Genomic DNA, 16,703 nt, shown 5'->3' on the forward strand with positions numbered 1-16,703 from the left:
AAAACATCGATCATCCGAATGCTCTACCATGGCGATGCCGTAAGCGCATCAACGATATGAAAGCGAAGCGCTTGGCCGTCACCAAGGAGAGCCAGAATGATCCCGACATGCAGACCACATGTCCGCTGCATCGCAGCCATGATGTTCACGTTGCTCGCATCCTCGGCGGCATTCGCCGATACCATCGCGCTGAAGGCAAATCTGCAGCCATCGAGCGAAGTCCCGCCGCGCGTCAGCAAAGGCCACGGCATGCTCGACGCCACGTTCGACACCGACACCAAGGTCATCACCTGGACCGCGACTTACGCCAAGCTTTCCGGCCCGGTCACGATGGCCCACTTCCACGGTCCCGCGCCCGTCGGTCAGAACGCGAAGCCGCAAGTACCCGCCGACAAACATGCGCTCGCCAGTCCGATGAAAGGTCGGGCCACGCTCACCGAGCAGCAGGTCACGGACCTCATGGCCGGGCAATGGTATTTCAACATTCACACACAGGAAAACCCGACCGGCGAGATTCGCGGTCAGGTGATGCCATCGAACTGATCGGCTCGACTCAAAGCCTGAGCCCGCTACGATGAGTTGGCAAAGCGCGTTCGCATGCTGGCTGCTCAAGCGGCAAATGCGGCCGGAAACGGCGAAGCCGACACTCGATGTCGAGCGCGCGCGGACCTACGCATCGCGCTGAATCTGGTTGCCGCGTGTACCGAAGGGATGGCGACTCGATATCGAGCCGGATGGCGAATGGTTGCACCGCGAGAGCGCCGCGCGTGATCGACGAACGGTGTTTTATCTCCACGGCGGCGGCTATTACTTTTGCTCGCCGCGCAGTCATCGAGCGATCACGTTCGGTCTTGCGACGCGTGCGGATGCCGACGTGTTTTCGCTCGATTACCGGCTGGCTCCCGAGCATCGCTTTCCGGCCGCGCTCGACGACGCCGTTGCCGCTTACCGCCGCCTGCTCGCGTCGGGCATCGATGCAAAATCGATCGTCATTGCGGGCGATTCGGCCGGCGGTGGCCTCACGCTCGCCACATTGCTCGCGCTTCGCGATGCGCGGGTTCCATTGCCCGCCGGCGCGGTGCTGTTTTCGCCGTGGACCGACCTGACCTGCGGCGGCGCGTCGATGCAAGCAAACGAAGGCCGTGACCCGATGTTCCACGCATCGGTCTTCCCGCGCGTGGCCGCGCTCTATCTCGGCGATGCCGATTCGCGTGATCCCTACGCGTCACCGCTTTTCGGCGATTATCGAGGCCTGCCGCCGCTCCTGATTCAAGCAGGCGACACGGAATTGCTTCTCGACGATGCCACGCGCGTCGCGAAGATAGCGCGCGAAACCAACGTGGACTTGCAATTGCAAATCTGGCGCAACGTCCCGCATATTTTCCAGATCTGGGCGCCATTCATGCCCGAAGCGCGCGATGCGCTCACGCAAGCCGCGCGTTTCATATCGACCACGACGAGCGCCGGCAACGCTCAGCGCCCGCCGATCACCTCGATGGTCTGATACGCGCGCTCGACCGCCGCCGTTCCGTATTGCCGTTCGAGTCTGCGCACAGTGAAGTGTCCGAGCGCCATCTGCTGAAAATGGTCGATGAACACGGTGTTGACCATGGCGCCGAGAACCGCGCCGATGGCCGGAATCGACTTGGCCGCGACCTGCTCGCTGACCTGCACCGAGAAGCGCGACGCGATGGTCTGCAAGAATTTGAGCAACGCGGTCGAGCCATGACTGCTCAATCCCTTGGCCGCGATTTCGTTGGTCGCGCGCGAGATGGACTGCGCGAGCGCGCCGCGAACGATGAAATAGCCGATGTCGGCGTTATCGTCGTCTTTGTGGGTGCCGCCCATGCCGAGCACCATCATGCATTGCAACTGCGTCTCCACGCGATGCACGTCCTCGCCTTCGCTGCGCGCGATGTCGCAAATCGAGCGAAACATCAACGTGGTCGTGACGGGCAACTCGACGGGCAACGCAAACAAGCCGAATGCGCCGCCCGCCGCACCCGTCGTCGCGACGGCGAGTTTGTGCATCAGATTGCGCGGTTTGTCCGGCGGCGGCGCGAGCAGCGAGTCGGACGGCGCGCTGTTGCCGAGCGTGCGCAGCGCAAGCTGCAGGCATTTCTTGAGCGCGACTTGCGTGGCTTCGTCGACTTTCCCCTGGGCCGAGGCTGGAAGCCGTCCCATGAGTTTTTCGATCGGCGCGCCGACCACGCTCGCCAGTTTCATCGTGAGCGAAGGGCTTTCGAGCGCTCCTTCGCGCGGGACAGAGCGGTGAAATCTTCGGCAGTAAGCGGCGAAGTGATGATGGGCGTCGGTTGCATACGAAAAATGTCCGGGAACGTGCATGAAGAGAGCGGTGGGCCACACGGCTTAGAGCACGCGAGCGTGCTATGATTCCCCATTCTTTGACTCGTCAATAATTGCGTCCACAAAAATGGCCGTTCACACAGCCGCGCATCACTCCAGCGGACAGGTCTTGCCCTTCCGCGAATCGCTCATGGCGATGTTGGGCATCTCTTTCGTCACCATGCTCGTCGCGCTGGACCAGACCGTCGTGGGCACCGCGCTGCCTACTATCGTGGCCGAACTCAAAGGCTTCGATCTCTACGCCTGGGTCGCGACCTCCTATCTGCTGACCTCCGTCATTACCGTGCCTATTTTCGGGCGGCTCGGTGACTACTACGGTCGCAAACCCTTCGTGATCGCTTCGATTATCGTGTTCACGGTGGCGTCCGTGTTGTGCGGACTCGCCAACAGCATGATGTTTTTGGTGCTCGCGCGCGGTTTGCAGGGCATCGGCGGCGGGATGCTGGTTGGCACCGCGTTCGCGTGCATCGCGGATCTGTTCCCGGATTCGGTCGTGCGCCTGCGCTGGCAGGTGCTGATGAGTTCCGCTTTCGGCATCGCCAATGCGGTCGGCCCTTCGCTCGGCGGGATTCTCACGCAGTATTACGGCTGGCGCTCGGTGTTCTACGTGAATTTGCCCGTCGGCGTGCTGTCGCTGTTCTTCGTCTGGCGCTTTTTGCCGCATCTGCGGCATGTGGCGCACGAAGGCAAGATGCGGCTCGACTGGCCCGGCGCCGCGCTGATCGCGGTTGCGCTCGGCGCGCTGCAATTGTTCGTCGAGATGTTGCCGAAGCACGGCATCAGTGTCGAGACGGCGATGCTGTTGGCGGTGGCCATCGTGGCGTCCTACAGCCTGTGGAAGTGGGAACTGCGTTGCAGCTACGCGATTCTTCCCGTCGACATGTTCCGCAACAAGAGCCTCGCCGCACTGTTCACGCTGGCGATTCTCGGCGGCTTCACCATGTTCTCGCTGCTGTTTTACGCGCCGCTGCTGTTCCAGGGCGGCTTCGGCATGTCGCCGAAAGACGCGGGCATGATGATCACGCCGCTCGTCGTGTTCATTACCATTGGCAGTATCGTGAACGGACGAATCGTGACGCGTTTGAAGAACGCGAATCTCATGCTGTACGTGGGTTTCGCGTTTCTCGCCGCGTCGTGTTTCGGCGTGGTGATCGCCACGCATACGATGCCGCGTTCCATGCTGCTCGTCGTCATGCTGATGGGCGGGCTCGGGCTGGGCTTCGTCATGCCGAACCTCACCGTGTTCGCGCAACAGACCGCGGGACGTCAGCATCTGGGAATTGCGACGGCATTGTTGCAATCGCTACGCATGATCGGCGGGATGATCGGCACGGCATTGACCGGCACGCTCGTGAGCCATCTGTACGCGAGCGGCGTGAGCCTCGCGCTTGAACGAGATCACGCAATGCACTGGCTCGGCGATCTTTCCGATCCGCAAATCCTCATCAATCGCGAAGGACAGGACACGCTGCTCGCGCAGCTTGCGGCTGCGGGTCATAACGGCGCGATGCTGCTCGAATCCGCGCGCGAATCGCTGGTGGCGGCGATCCACATCGGCCTGGCGGTCGCGGCCGTCGTCGCGGTCGTTTCGCTCTGGCAGTCGCGCCGCGTGCCGCCCGTGCGCTTGAAACGAACGCTCGAACCGGTCATCCTCGCCGAATGAATTACAACGGAATCGAGAGCATGAACGAACAGGAACGTATCGCGGTGGTGCAGCAGTTCGGGCGGACGTATCGCGCTTTCATGTCGGCGTTCGAAGCAGCCGTCGGCCAGCCGATGCCGCGCTGGCGCATTCTGTTCGCCTTGCATGAGCACGAGGGCGAGGTGTCGCAGAAGAAACTCGTCGAACGCCTGCGCGTGGACCCGGGCGCGCTGACTCGTCAGTTGAAGACGCTGGAAGGTCTCGGCTGGGTCGTGCGCAGCGTGGATGTCCGCGACAATCGCGTGTCGAATGTCGCGCTGACAGCGCAAGGCCGCGCGGCGGCGGAAGAGGGCATGCCGCGCCGCACGGCGTTTCTGCACGACACCATGGCATCGTTGCCGGACGACGCCATCGAGGCGCTGTCGGGCGCACTTCATATGCTCGAAGCGCGCATTCAGGAAGTCGCGGTGCAAAACGCGGCGAACGCCGCACTCGTCGATACCGCCGCCGAAAAAGCCTGACGCGTCAAAAGAACGTTTCGATCACTTCGGTGACGCGGTATTTAGGATCGACCACGAGCACCTGACGCCACTTGTCGAACGTGAGACACGGGTGCGAGATGTCGAAGGCGATCATGTCGCCGACCTTGAGGTCATCGCCGGGCTTGATGCGCAAGTAAGCGTGCTGGTCCATCAGGCCGAAAATTTCCCAGCCTTCAGCCGTCGAGATATCGCGTGGCGCTTCCGTGCCCGGACGAAAATGCTTCGCCGGTTCCGGCAAGCCCGCGTCGAATGCGGAATCGCGCTTGCCGAGCCCGATGATCGCGCGGTCCGGCTCGGGAATGGACTGCACGTACGCCCACAATTGCAGCGCGGGTTTAAGCCCTTGCCCCATCTTCTTCGCGATGGGATTGCGCGCGAAGATTTCGTTCTGCGCTTTCTTGTAGATGCCGACGTCGTGCGTCAGATAGCAGCCGGGACGCAGTACGACTTCAACGGCGTCGCTATTCGCCTTGGCGAATTCGTCGGCGACGACGTCGTACCATGCCGATCCCGCGCCCGAGAGAATCGCCGGCTTGCGCGCGATCTTGCCAGCATCGATCAGAGCGCGGGTGGTGTCGACGGCGCTCTTCAAAAAGTCGCGTACCTTCGATTCGTCCTGCAAGACGCCTTCGTATAGTTCGATTCCCGCCAGTTCGATCGTGCCCGGCCAGCGCGCGATGGCCGCGAGCACGGCTTCGCGCTGCGCGTCGTCGCGCACCCCCGTGCGTCCGCCCGGCACGCCGAGTTCGATCAGCACGTTCAGCTTCTTGTGCACGTCGCTGAAGAATGCGCCCAGTTGATCGACGCCATCCGCTGAATCGACGAGACAGAAGAACTCGAAGTTCGGGTCCGTCAGCAGCTCGGCGATCATGCCCATGTTGCGTTTGCCGACGAGCTGATTCGCCAGCAGGATGCGATACACGCCGCCGCGATACGCCGCGCGCACCTGATGCGCCGTGGCAAGCGTGATGCCCCACGCGCCGGTGTCGAGTTGGCGGCGAAAGAGTTGCGGCGCCATGGTGGTCTTGCCGTGCGGGGCGAGTTTCACGCCGTACTCTTCGACGAACGCCTGCATCCACTTCAAATTGTGTTCGATGCGCTCTGCATACAGCACGGCGGCAGGCAAGCTCACGTCCTCTTCGAGCAGGTTCCATTGCAGACGAGCCGCGTCCGTCAGATTGATGCCCGTGCCCGGCACCATGCCGAGACCCTTGCCAAACGGGTCGATTGTCGCGTTCTGATAGTTTGTAACTTTCATGTGCTGCTACTCCATCGTCCGGATGAATAGATTCTGTCGGTACTTAAAATGGCGTCGCGGTTGACGGCATCATGTTACCAAAGTAGCATTCTCGTTGAAATGTTATTTAGTAACATACACTGTGGGTTAACCCTGTCAGCACCATGAACGGCCATGCCGATTCGCTCACCTTCGATATCGTCGCGCGCATCGCGCAACGCGCGCCCGAATTGCGCAGCGCCGAGCGCAAGGTCGCCGCGCTGATCCTCGACGATCTCACGGGCGCGTCGCGGGCAAGCATCGGCGCGCTTGCGGACAAGGCGGAAGTAAGTATCGCCACGGTCACGCGCTTTGCGAAAGCGGTCGGCTGTCAGGACGTGCGCGAACTCAAGCTGCGGCTCGCGCAGGCGGCGGGCGTCGGGCAACGCTTTCTAAAGCCCGAACCGGACGCCGTGCCTGAAACACTCGCCGCGCGCATCTTCGAGGAAGTGCAGGCCACGCTCGCACAGAATCAGGGTGCGCTGCGTGCCGCGCCCATCGCGCAAGCCGCCGATGCACTCGCGGCTGCGTCGATGATCTACGTGTTCGGCATGGGCGGCGGCTCGACCGCGCTCGCCGACGAGATGCGCTTTCGTCTCGTGCGGCTCGGGCGGCCGGTGGCGTCGTATCAGGACGGACTGCTGCAGCGCATGGTGGCATCGACGTTATCGAGCGAACACGTCGTTGTCGCGCTGTCCGTGACGGGGCAGACGCCGGAGATGCTAGAAAGCTGCCGGATCGCGCGTGAATACGGCGCGTGCGTGATCGCGTTGACCGCGCCGGCGTCGCCGCTGGCGCAGCTCGCGGACTGGCTCATTCCGGTCATCGCGATAGAAACGGATTTCATCTACAAGCCTTCGTCGTCGCGTTACGCAATGATGATGGCGCTCGATCTGCTGGTCACCGAACTCGCGGTGAAGCAGGCCGATCATAGCCGTGAACTGCTGCGCCGCATGAAGCACGCGCTCGATGCGCATCGTGGCGGCGGCGAGCGGCAACCTTTGGGAGACTGACATGGAATCGCCCTCGAAGCAGAAGGCCGATACGTTGATCATCGGTGCGCGTGTGATCGACGGCACGGGTGCGCCCGCCGTCGAGCGCGATGTCGCGGTGCGCGATGGCCGCATCGTCGCCATCGTGGCGCCCGGCGCCCTCGCCGACTGGAACGCCGATGAAGTGTTCGACGCGCAGGGCAAGGTGCTGGCGCCCGGTTTCATCGACGTCCATACGCACGACGACACGCACGTGATCCGCTCGCCGCAGATGATGCCGAAGATCACGCAAGGCGTGACCACGGTGATCGTCGGCAATTGCGGGATCAGCGCGTCGCCGGTGACGTTGAAGGGCAACCCGCCCGATCCGATGAATCTGCTCGGCGACGCCGACGCGTTCAAATATCCGACCTTCGCCGCTTATGTCGATGCCGTCAACGAAGCGCGTCCCGCCGTGAATGTCGGCGCGCTGATCGGCCATACGGCGCTGCGCAACAATCACATGGACCGGCTGGATCGCGCGGCGAACGGCGCTGAAGTGGAAGGCATGCGAGCGCAACTCGAAGAAGCGCTGGATAACGGCGCGCTGGGGTTATCGAGCGGGCTGGCTTATGGTTCGGCGTTCAACGCGCCGCCAGAGGAAGTGGAGGCGCTTGCCGAGCCGCTTGCCAAGGCAGGCGCGCTATACACGACGCACATGCGCACCGAGTTCGATGCAATTCTCGATGCAATGGAAGAGGCGTATCGCGTCGGTCGCCATGCGCGTGTGCCGGTGGTGATTTCGCATTTGAAGTGCGCGGGACCGTCGAACTGGGGACGCAGCGTGGAAGTGCTGAAGTCGCTCGAAACGGTGCGCGAAGGTCAGCCGCTCGGTTGCGATTGTTATCCGTATAACCGCAGTTCGTCGACGCTGGATCTGAAGCAGGTGACGGGGGATATCGACATCACCATCACGTGGTCGGAGCCGCATCCGGAGATGGCGGGCAAGCTGATTCGCGAGGTGGCGGCCGAGTGGAACGTGAGCCAGCAGGATGCGGCGAAACGCTTGCAGCCGGCGGGCGCGGTGTATCACAACATGTCGGAAGACGATGTGCGGCGCATTCTCGCGCATCCCGCGACGATGGTTGGCTCTGATGGCTTGCCGAACGATCCGCTGCCGCATCCGCGCTTGTGGGGCGCGTTTCCGCGCGTGCTTGGCCACTACGCGCGCGATACGGCGCTGATGCCGCTCGAAGAAGCGGTGCGCAAGATGACGAGCCTGACGGCGCGGCGTTTCAGCCTGCCCGAGCGTGGCGAAGTGAAAGTGGGTTATCACGCCGATCTGGTCGTGTTCGATCCCGAGCGTGTGCGCGATGCCGCGACCTTCGCGAAGCCGCAGCAGGCGGCGGACGGCATCGACGCGGTGTGGGTGAACGGGGTTTTGACGTATCGCGATGCCGCCGTGACCGGCGCGCGCGCGGGACGTTTCGTGGCGCGCGGCGCGGCATCCAAGCTGGATGCGCAGGGCGCGTTTTGAATTCTTTACGATTGAATCAAGGAGTTGAACGATGAAGCGATATGGCGTTGAAGGCGGCAAGGGACAAGGCGGCGCGCATATGCCTTTTGCACGCGCGGTGGAGGCCGATGGCTGGCTCTTCGTGTCGGGCCAGACGCCGATGGAGAACGGCGAAGTGATCAACGGCGGAATCGTCGAGCAGACGCATAAGGCAATTCAAAACGTGATCGCCATTCTGACGGAAGCGGGATACGGCACGGAGCATGTCGTGCGCTGCGGCGTCTGGCTGGACGATCCGCGCGACTTCGCTTCTTTCAACAAGATCTTCAAGGAGTACTTCGGCGCGAATCCGCCGGCGAGAGCTTGCGTGGTGTCGTCGATGGTGATCGATTGCAAGGTCGAGGTGGATTGCGTGGCTTATAAGAAGGCGTCGGCTTGAACGTCAATGCGGCTCCGGGAAGTCGGAGCCGCATTGACGAGCTTCACTGCCGCGCCAACCGCGCATTATCCGGCATCGGCAAATTGAAATTCGTCCGGAACGGATTGATATCCAGCCCGCCGCGCCGCGTGTAACGCGCGTACACCGCGAGCCTTTCCGGCTGACATTCCCGCATCACGTCCATGAAAATGCGCTCGACGCATTGCTCGTGAAAGCCGGTATGTCCACGAAACGAAATCAGATAGCGCAGCAAACCCGCGTGATCGATCTGCCCGCCGTAGTAGCGAATCTGCACGCTGCCCCAATCCGGCTGTCCCGTCACCGGGCAATTCGACTTCAGCAGATTCGAATACAACGTCTCGTCGACCGGTGCTTCGCCATGCGTCGCGCTCAACAGTGAAGGATCGGGCATATAGATGTCCGTATCCAGATCGAGCCTGTCGAGCGACAAGCCATCGAACTCTTCCATCGCGAGCTTGCCGAAATCTGCCGGCGCGGCAAGTTGCACCGATACGGTCGCTCCGCAGATCGCCGATACGTCGCGCTTGATGGCCGCGCGCACGTCGTCGATGGAATCGAACTTCGTCTGCGCGAACGAGCCAAGGTAAAGCTTGAACGACTTCGATTCGACGATATTCGGCGAATCTGCCGGCACGAAGAACGTCGCCACCGCGATCTGCGGCTTGCCGCGCGCGTTCAGCCACGAAAGCTCGTAAGCGTTCCAGATGTCGGTGCCGAAGAACGGCAGCCGCGCGCCGACGCCGATGGCATCGCGCGCGCTCTTGCGCTCTATCGGAAACAGCAGCGACGCATCGTACTGTTCGGTGTAGTGGACAGGCTTGCCGAGCGGAGATTGTTCGGGTGTCATGTTGCGTTCGCTATGCCGCTGAGAACATGCCCGGTCGGACTCACGCCGCGGGCCGATTCACAATGGCGAATTTGATCGTCGAAGAAAAAGTCGGGCTCGAATTCACGCAGGAATTCGCCCTTGTCCAGACCGCCCAGGAACATCGCTTCGTCGATTTCGATGTCCCACGCCATCAACGTCCGGATCGCGCGCTCGTGCGCGGGAGCGGAACGCGCGGTGACGAGCGCGGTGCGGATATGCATGGCCGCCTGCTCGCCTTCATTCGCGGCGGCAATGCGTTGCAGTTTGTTCAGCGCTTCGAGCAGCGGCTTCAACGGTCCGCCCGGCAGCGGCAGATCTTTCTTGTTCGTTTCATGGCCGACGAAGGCGAGCAAACCGTCGGCCTGAAACACGCGCTCGGCTTCATCGGAGAAGAGAACGGCGTCGCCATCGAACGCAATGCGAATTTCATCCGCGTAACGGCTCGCTGCGCGCGGCGTTTCCGGCAGCACGCGCGCGGCGGGAAAACCGGCGGCGAGCGCGTCGCGTACATCGTCGGGATTCGCCGATAGAAATAGCGACGCACGCAGCGGTTTCAAGTAGCTGAAGGGCGAACGGCCGCGCGTAAATACGCCGCGTTCGATCGCCAGTCCATGCTCACGGCACGAATGGAACGCGCGCAGGCCGCTGATAGGATCGCTGCGCGAAAGGATCACTACTTCCACGCGCTGCTCGCCCGCATTGAGCGCGAGCAGTTTGCGGATGAGTCCGAATGCCACGCCCGGTTTCGCGGGATTGTCCAGCCGCGAGCGTTGCAGCGCTTCGTAACGCGCGAGATCGCCCGCCTCGAACACGCTGTTTTCTTCCTCGAAGTCGAAGAGCGCGCGCGACGAAATCGCGACGACGAGTTTGTCTTCGAGCGTGAACTTGGACATGAAGTCTCGACTTACGCCAGGAACAGCTTGTAGACGGGGTTCTGCTGCTCGTCCCACCACGGATAACCGAGCGTCGCGAGAAAGCGCTCGAACTCGGCGTTATCCGCCCGCGGCACCTGAATGCCAACGAGAATCGAGCTGTAGTCCGCGCCTTGATTCCGATAGTGGAACAGGCTGATGTTCCAGTCCGGCGCCATCGACGAAAGGAAGCGCATGAGCGCGCCCGGCCGCTCGGGAAATTCGAAACGCAGCAGGCGTTCGTCATGCGCGAGCGGCGAATGGCCGCCGACCATGTAGCGAATGTGCTGCTTCGAGAGTTCGTCGTGCGACAGATCGACCGTCGCGAACCCGTGCTCGATGAACGCCGAGCGCATCTGCACCGTCTCGTTGCGCGACTTGATCTGCACGCCGACGAAGATATGCGCGGCCGCCGCATCCGCGATACGGTAGTTGAACTCGGTCACGCTGCGATCGCCGACGAGTTCGCAAAAGCGTTTGAAGCTGCCGCGTTCCTCGGGAATCGTCACCGCGAACACGGCCTCGCGCGCCTCGCCCACTTCCGCGCGTTCCGCCACGAAGCGCATGCGGTCGAAATTCATGTTCGCGCCGGAAGTCACCGCGATCAACGTCTTTCCTTCGATACCTTCGCGTTCCGCATAGACCTTCGCGCCCGCCACCGCGAGCGAGCCCGCCGGTTCGAGCACGCTGCGCGTGTCCTGGAAGACGTCCTTGATGGCGGCGCAAAGCGCGTCGGTATCGACGGTGATGACTTCATCGAGCAACTCGCTGCACAGGCGGAAGGTTTCCTCGCCGACGAGCTTCACCGCCGTGCCGTCCGAAAACAGGCCGACTTCGCTCAAGGTAACGCGCTCGCCCGCCTCGATGGATTGCGCCATCGCGCAGGAATCCTCGGTCTGCACGCCGATGACCTTGATCTCCGGCCTGATCGCCTTGACGTACGCCGACACGCCCGCCGCCAAGCCGCCGCCGCCTATCGGCACGAAGATCGCGTGAATCGGACCTTGATGCTGGCGCAGGATTTCCATGGCGACGGTGCCTTGTCCGGCGATCACGTCGGGATCGTCGAACGGATGGACGAAGGTGAGGCCGCGCTCTTCCTGGAGCTGCACGGCGCGCGCGTAGGCGTCGCTATACGATTCGCCCGCCAGCACCACTTCGACAGTCGAGCCGCCATGCGCGCGGATCGCGTCGATTTTCACTTGCGGGGTGGTCGTGGGCACGGCGATCACCGCGCGACAGCCGAGCCGCGCCGCCGACAAAGCCACGCCCTGCGCATGATTGCCCGCCGACGCCGTAATGACCCCGCGCGCCAGAACGTCGGCGGGCAGGTTGGCCATCTTGTTGTAGGCGCCCCGAATCTTGAAGGAGAACACCGGCTGGTTGTCCTCGCGCTTGAGGTAGACGGCGTTATGCAGGCGCGCGGACAAACTGCGCGCGGGTTCGAGCTCGCTCTCGCGCGCGACGTCATAGACTCGCGCGGTCAGCACTTTCTTCAGGTAGTCTGGATGTGTCATGCGTCGAAATCGTCGCGCAGGCCGGCTGCGCGCTGCTTTTTGAGGGCGAAAGCATGAATGATAGCGCGGAAGAAGCAGCATTCCGGCTACGACGCCTTATCGCCGACCGACCGGCCGGGAGTAAAAGCGCGGAAAATGCCCGAAACATGTCGTGAACGGGCACGCAAATGCCCCTTCTGCCTGCTAGCCGTCACGAACGGCCTTTTTCGCGATGGGTTAGAATTTCGTTTTACAAATCAGGATCGGCAGATGCACTGGCAGCTTCGGATCGATTTACTGGCGTATGTCCCCCGCGTGCTTCACGCTGCGGCGGAGCGGCATGCGCGCCATGCGCGATCGTGGCGTTGATCCGGACTCATTGAAGGCGCCGTGTCGCATCTGGCTCGTCATTACATCCGTGTCATTGCCGGATTTGCGCGATGCGGCGGCCTTCCTACAGAACAGTCTCATCCAAAAATCTGCGCCCCCACGCGCATCGCCGGTGACTTTGCGCTTCCTGACGCGCTCGCCGGCTCACCGAACCGTCGAACATGAACGCACCTCAAGCCTTCGATCCGAACGGCGCCCATGCCGCCTTGCCGCTCGACGTCGAGCCCCGTCTGCGCGAAATTCCCTATAACTACACGTCGTTTTCCGATCGCGAGATCGTCATGCGGCTGCTCGGCGACGAAGCCTGGGCCGCACTCGACGAACTGCGCGGCGAAAGACGCACCGGCCGCTCGGCGCGCATGCTGTACGAAGTGCTCGGCGACATCTGGGTCGTACGCCGCAATCCGTATCTGCAGGACGATTTGCTCGACAACCCGAAGCGTCGAGTCTTGCTCGTCGAAGCGCTGAACCATCGGCTGGCTGAAATCGAAAAGCGCCGTAACGCCGATCTTTCGCAACACGGCGACGACGCAGGCCAGGAACGCGCCGCACGCGTGCAACTGCTGGTCGCGGCCGCGCGCCGCTCCGTGGACGACTTCTCCGCCGAATTCGGCCGCATGGCCGAGTTACGCCGCCGCGCGTCGCGCGTGCTGGGCAAACAGACGCAGAAGGACAACATCAAGTTCGACGGTCTGTCGCGCGTTTCGCACGTCACCGACGCCACCGACTGGCGTGTCGAATATCCGTTCGTCGTGCTCACGCCGGACACCGAGGCGGAGATCGCGGGTCTCATCAAGGCGTGTTTCGAGCTCGGCCTCACCGTGATTCCGCGTGGAGGCGGCACGGGCTATACCGGCGGCGCGATTCCGCTCACGCCGTTTTCCGCGGTGATCAACACGGAAAAGCTCGAACAACTCGGGCCGGTGGAGATGACCGATCTTCCGGGCGTCGATCACAAGGTCGCGACCATTTTCTCCGGCGCGGGCGTGGTCACGCGACGCGTCACGGAAGCGGCGGAGCAGGCGGGCTTCGTGTTCGCCGTCGATCCGACATCGCTCGATGCATCGTGCGTCGGCGGCAATGTCGCGATGAACGCGGGCGGCAAGAAGGCAGTGCTGTGGGGCACGGCGCTCGACAATCTCGCCTGGTGGCGCATGGTGGACCCGGAAGGCAACTGGCTCGAAGTCACGCGCCTCGAACATAACTGCGGCAAGATCCACGACATTCCGGTGGCGCGCTTCCGGCTCGACTGGTTCGACGGCACACGCGCGCCCGGCGAAAAGCTCCTGAAAACCGAGGCGCTCGATATCGCCGGCCGCACGTTCCGCAAGGAAGGGCTCGGCAAGGACGTCACCGACAAGTTCCTCGCGGGCTTGCCGGGCGTGCAGAAGGAAGGTTGCGACGGGCTCATCACGTCGGCGCGCTGGATTCTGCACAAGATGCCCGCGCACACGCGCACCGTCTGTCTCGAATTTTTCGGCCAGGCGCGCGACGCCATTCCGAGCATCGTCGAGATCAAGGATTATCTGTTCGAGACGTCGAAGCAGGGCGGCGCGATTCTCGCGGGACTCGAACATCTGGACGAGCGCTATCTGCGCGCGGTCGGCTATGCGACCAAGAGCAAGCGCAACGCGTTTCCGAAGATGGTGCTGATCGGCGATATCGTCGGCAACGACGCCGATGCCGTCGCGCAAGCCGCCTCCGAAGTCGTCCGGATGGCGAATGGCAAGAGCGGCGAAGGCTTCGTCGCGGTGAACGCCGAGGCGCGCAAGCGCTTCTGGCTCGACCGTTCGCGCACGGCCGCCATCGCGAAGCACACCAACGCGTTTAAGATCAACGAAGACGTGGTGATCCCGCTCAATCGCATGGGCGAGTACACGGACGGCATCGAGCGCATCAATATCGAGCTGTCGATCAAGAACAAGCTGCAACTGGTCGACGCGCTCGAGGCGTTCTTCAAGACCGGCAAGCTGCCGCTCGGAAAGAGCGACGACGCGAACGAGATTCCGTCCGCCGAATTGCTCGAAGATCGCGTGCAACAGGCGCTCGATTTGATGAAGCGCGTGCGTGAGCGCTGGACTTTCGTCGGCGACAAGCTCGACATGTCCTTGCGCGAGGCGCAGCACTATCTCGTGAATCTCGGCTACGAAGGGCTCGCCGAGAAGTTCGCGGATCGCGTCGATACCCAGCCGGATGCGAGCGTGTTCCACGTCGCGCAAGACCGCACCGTGCGCATCTCATGGAAGACGGAGATTCGCGGCGAATTGCGCCAAATCTTCAACGGCGGCGAATTCAAGCCGATCCTCGACGAAGCGCAGGCCATCCACAAGCAAGTGCTGCGCGGCCGCGTGTTCGTCGCGCTGCACATGCACGCGGGCGACGGCAACGTGCACACGAACATTCCGGTCAACTCCGACAACTACGCGATGCTGCAGGACGCGCATCACGCGGTGGCGCGCATCATGAAGCTCGCGCGTTCGCTGGACGGCGTGATCTCGGGCGAGCACGGCATCGGCATCACGAAGCTGGAGTACCTGACCGATGACGAAATCCGCGATTTCCGCGATTACAAGAAGCGCGTCGATCCGCAGGGGCGCTTCAACGCGGGCAAATTGCTCGAAGGCGCGGACTTGCGCAACGCGTACACGCCGAGCTTCGGCCTGATGGGCTATGAGTCGCTCATCATGCAGCAGTCGGATATCGGCGCGATTTCCGAATCGATCAAGGACTGCCTGCGCTGCGGCAAGTGCAAGCCCGTGTGCGCGACGCACGTGCCGCGCGCGAACCTGCTCTACAGCCCGCGCAACAAGATTCTCGCGACTTCGCTGCTCATCGAGGCGTTCCTGTACGAAGAGCAGACGCGCCGCGGCGTGTCGATCAAGCATTGGGACGAATTCAACGATGTCGCCGATCACTGCACGGTCTGCCATAAGTGCGTGACGCCGTGCCCGGTGAAGATCGATTTCGGCGATGTCACCATGAACATGCGCAATCTGCTGCGCAAGATGGGCAAAAAGAAGTTCAACGCGGGCAACGCGGCGGGCATGTTCTTCCTCAACGCGACGAATCCGCAGACGATCAACGTCGCGCGCACCGCAATGATGGGCGTGGGCTACAAGGCGCAGCGTCTGGGCAACGACATCCTCAAGAAGTTCGCGAAGAAGCAGACGGCCAAACCGCCCGCGACGGTCGGCAAGCCGCCGGTGGTCACGCAAGTGATCCACTTCATGAACAAGAAGATGCCGGGCAATCTGCCTAAAAAGACGGCGCGCGCGCTGCTGGATATCGAGGACAACAAGATCGTTCCGATCATCCGCAATCCGCAGAAAACCACGGTGGATTCGGAAGCCGTGTTCTATTTCCCCGGTTGCGGTTCCGAGCGTCTGTTCTCGCAGGTCGGGCTCGCCACGCAAGCCATGTTGTGGGAAGCGGGCGTGCAGACCGTGCTGCCGCCGGGCTATCTGTGCTGCGGCTATCCGCAGCGCGGCGCGGGACAGTTCGACAAGGCCGAGAAGATCGTCACGGACAACCGCGTGTTGTTCCATCGCGTGGCCAATACGCTGAATTATCTGGATATCAAGACCGTGGTCGTGTCGTGCGGCACCTGTTACGACCAGCTCGCGGGCTATGAATTCGAGAAGATCTTCCCGGGATGCAGGATCATCGACATCCACGAGTTCCTGCTCGAAAAGAACATCAAGCTCGACGGCGTGAAGGGCACGCGCTACATGTATCACGACCCGTGTCATTCGCCGATCAAGACGATGGACCCGGTCAAACTCGTCAACGAGCTGATGGGTTCGCAGCAGGACGGCTACAAGATCGAAAAAAATGATCGCTGCTGCGGCGAGTCGGGCACGCTCGCGGTGACGCGGCCGGACATCTCCACGCAAGTGCGCTTTCGCAAGGAAGAGGAAATGCGCAAGGGCGCGGCGAAGTTGCGCGGCATTCCGCTCGTCGCGGAGGCGGGCGCGAACGCCATCAACATGGCGAACGCCTCGGCCGGTGCGGCGGGCGCGCAGCCGGGTTCGGTGCTGAAAGCGGGCGATGGTCCGCAGCCGGACAATGCCGTCACCGACGTCAAGATCCTCACGAGCTGCCCGTCCTGCCTGCAGGGTTTGTCGCGCTACAACGAGGACGCCAACACCGAGGCGGATTACATCGTCGTGGAAATGGCGCGCAAGGTGCTCGGCGAGAACTGGATGGAACAGTATGTCGAGCGCGCGAACAATGGCGGTATCGAGCGCGTACTGGTGTAATAGCG

The 16,703-nt window shown here is 62.5% G+C and carries 11 protein-coding genes and 2 pseudogenes; 8 read left to right on the forward strand and 5 right to left on the reverse strand.

The features are described 5' to 3' along the window. Nucleotides 1–96: 96 nt before the first annotated feature. The gene (locus QCE79_RS01385; protein ID WP_309841289.1) at nucleotides 97–543 is read left to right on the forward strand and encodes a CHRD domain-containing protein; all 447 of its coding nucleotides are present in this window, start codon (nucleotides 97–99) and stop codon (nucleotides 541–543) included. Nucleotides 544–574: 31 nt separating this feature from the next. Beyond that, a pseudogene (locus QCE79_RS01390) lies at nucleotides 575–1,504 on the forward strand (alpha/beta hydrolase). On the opposite strand, the pseudogene QCE79_RS01395 reads toward QCE79_RS01390, so the two are convergent. Next, a pseudogene (locus tag QCE79_RS01395) lies at nucleotides 1,474–2,321 on the reverse strand (EcsC family protein). The pseudogenes QCE79_RS01390 and QCE79_RS01395 overlap by 31 nt on opposite strands. 113 nt (nucleotides 2,322–2,434) lie before the next feature. Between QCE79_RS01395 and QCE79_RS01400 the strand changes: the two are divergent. Together QCE79_RS01400 and QCE79_RS01405 are read left to right on the forward strand one after the other, a co-directional pair. Then, the gene (locus tag QCE79_RS01400; protein ID WP_309841291.1) at nucleotides 2,435–4,030 is read left to right on the forward strand and encodes an MDR family MFS transporter; all 1,596 of its coding nucleotides are present in this window, start codon (nucleotides 2,435–2,437) and stop codon (nucleotides 4,028–4,030) included. Between the two features lie 20 nt (nucleotides 4,031–4,050). Then, nucleotides 4,051–4,530: a MarR family winged helix-turn-helix transcriptional regulator gene (locus QCE79_RS01405; protein WP_250462921.1), complete on the forward strand. Its 480-nt coding sequence runs from the start codon at nucleotides 4,051–4,053 to the stop codon at nucleotides 4,528–4,530. 4 nt (nucleotides 4,531–4,534) lie between these two features. On the opposite strand, the gene QCE79_RS01410 is transcribed toward QCE79_RS01405, so the two are convergent. Further along, nucleotides 4,535–5,809 carry an amino acid deaminase gene (locus tag QCE79_RS01410; protein ID WP_309841295.1) on the reverse strand — a complete coding sequence of 425 codons (1,275 nt, stop codon included), beginning with the start codon at nucleotides 5,807–5,809 and terminating at the stop codon, nucleotides 4,535–4,537. Between the two features lie 143 nt (nucleotides 5,810–5,952). On the opposite strand from QCE79_RS01410, the gene QCE79_RS01415 reads away from it, so the two are divergent. The 3 genes from QCE79_RS01415 to QCE79_RS01425 are packed head-to-tail and all read left to right on the forward strand — an operon-like array spanning nucleotide 5,953 to nucleotide 8,753. Next, nucleotides 5,953–6,840 (forward strand): MurR/RpiR family transcriptional regulator, encoded by an 888-nt coding sequence (locus tag QCE79_RS01415; RefSeq protein ID WP_309841297.1) that lies wholly within the window; start codon nucleotides 5,953–5,955, stop codon nucleotides 6,838–6,840. A 1-nt stretch (nucleotide 6,841) separates the two neighbouring features. Then, on the forward strand, nucleotides 6,842–8,335 hold the full coding sequence (locus QCE79_RS01420) for a D-aminoacylase (RefSeq protein ID WP_309841298.1): 1,494 nt from the start codon (nucleotides 6,842–6,844) through the stop codon (nucleotides 8,333–8,335). 31 nt (nucleotides 8,336–8,366) lie between these two features. Next, a complete protein-coding gene (locus QCE79_RS01425) occupies nucleotides 8,367–8,753 on the forward strand; it encodes a RidA family protein (protein WP_244826950.1) in 387 nt (128 codons plus the stop codon). A gap of 43 nt (nucleotides 8,754–8,796) precedes the next feature. Here QCE79_RS01425 and queF read toward each other — a convergent pair whose 3' ends face one another. The 3 genes from queF to ilvA are packed head-to-tail and all read right to left on the reverse strand — an operon-like array spanning nucleotide 8,797 to nucleotide 12,151. Next, nucleotides 8,797–9,621, reverse strand: a complete 825-nt coding sequence (queF, locus tag QCE79_RS01430; RefSeq protein WP_244826952.1) for an NADPH-dependent 7-cyano-7-deazaguanine reductase QueF — start codon at nucleotides 9,619–9,621, stop codon at nucleotides 8,797–8,799. Then, nucleotides 9,618–10,535 (reverse strand): 5'-nucleotidase, encoded by a 918-nt coding sequence (locus QCE79_RS01435; RefSeq protein ID WP_250462936.1) that lies wholly within the window; start codon nucleotides 10,533–10,535, stop codon nucleotides 9,618–9,620. Before QCE79_RS01435 ends, queF begins: the two co-directional genes overlap by 4 nt. An 11-nt stretch (nucleotides 10,536–10,546) precedes the next feature. Continuing rightward, the gene (gene ilvA / locus QCE79_RS01440; RefSeq protein ID WP_284503748.1) at nucleotides 10,547–12,151 is read right to left on the reverse strand and encodes a threonine ammonia-lyase, biosynthetic; all 1,605 of its coding nucleotides are present in this window, start codon (nucleotides 12,149–12,151) and stop codon (nucleotides 10,547–10,549) included. Between the two features lie 449 nt (nucleotides 12,152–12,600). Here ilvA and QCE79_RS01445 point away from each other — a divergent pair, with 449 nt between their 5' ends. Then, the gene (locus tag QCE79_RS01445; protein WP_309841303.1) at nucleotides 12,601–16,698 is read left to right on the forward strand and encodes an FAD/FMN-binding oxidoreductase; all 4,098 of its coding nucleotides are present in this window, start codon (nucleotides 12,601–12,603) and stop codon (nucleotides 16,696–16,698) included. Nucleotides 16,699–16,703 lie beyond the last annotated feature (5 nt).

Source organism: Caballeronia sp. LZ003, assembly GCF_031451465.1.
Lineage (GTDB): Bacteria > Pseudomonadota > Gammaproteobacteria > Burkholderiales > Burkholderiaceae > Caballeronia.

What these genes read in the sequence shown, in the direction of transcription:
- QCE79_RS01420 (WP_309841298.1), top strand. Translation starts at nt 6,842, where the DNA reads ATGGAATCGCCCTCGAAGCAGAAGGCCGATACGTTGATCATCGGTGCG.
- ilvA (WP_284503748.1), bottom strand. Translation starts at nt 12,151, where the DNA reads ATGCTGCTTCTTCCGCGCTATCATTCATGCTTTCGCCCTCAAAAAGCA.
- QCE79_RS01435 (WP_250462936.1), bottom strand. Translation starts at nt 10,535, where the DNA reads ATGTCCAAGTTCACGCTCGAAGACAAACTCGTCGTCGCGATTTCGTCG.
- queF (WP_244826952.1), bottom strand. Translation starts at nt 9,621, where the DNA reads ATGACACCCGAACAATCTCCGCTCGGCAAGCCTGTCCACTACACCGAA.
- QCE79_RS01385 (WP_309841289.1), top strand. Translation starts at nt 97, where the DNA reads ATGATCCCGACATGCAGACCACATGTCCGCTGCATCGCAGCCATGATG.
- QCE79_RS01400 (WP_309841291.1), top strand. Translation starts at nt 2,435, where the DNA reads ATGGCCGTTCACACAGCCGCGCATCACTCCAGCGGACAGGTCTTGCCC.
- QCE79_RS01425 (WP_244826950.1), top strand. Translation starts at nt 8,367, where the DNA reads ATGAAGCGATATGGCGTTGAAGGCGGCAAGGGACAAGGCGGCGCGCAT.
- QCE79_RS01445 (WP_309841303.1), top strand. Translation starts at nt 12,601, where the DNA reads ATGAACGCACCTCAAGCCTTCGATCCGAACGGCGCCCATGCCGCCTTG.
- QCE79_RS01415 (WP_309841297.1), top strand. Translation starts at nt 5,953, where the DNA reads ATGAACGGCCATGCCGATTCGCTCACCTTCGATATCGTCGCGCGCATC.
- QCE79_RS01410 (WP_309841295.1), bottom strand. Translation starts at nt 5,809, where the DNA reads ATGAAAGTTACAAACTATCAGAACGCGACAATCGACCCGTTTGGCAAG.
- QCE79_RS01405 (WP_250462921.1), top strand. Translation starts at nt 4,051, where the DNA reads ATGAACGAACAGGAACGTATCGCGGTGGTGCAGCAGTTCGGGCGGACG.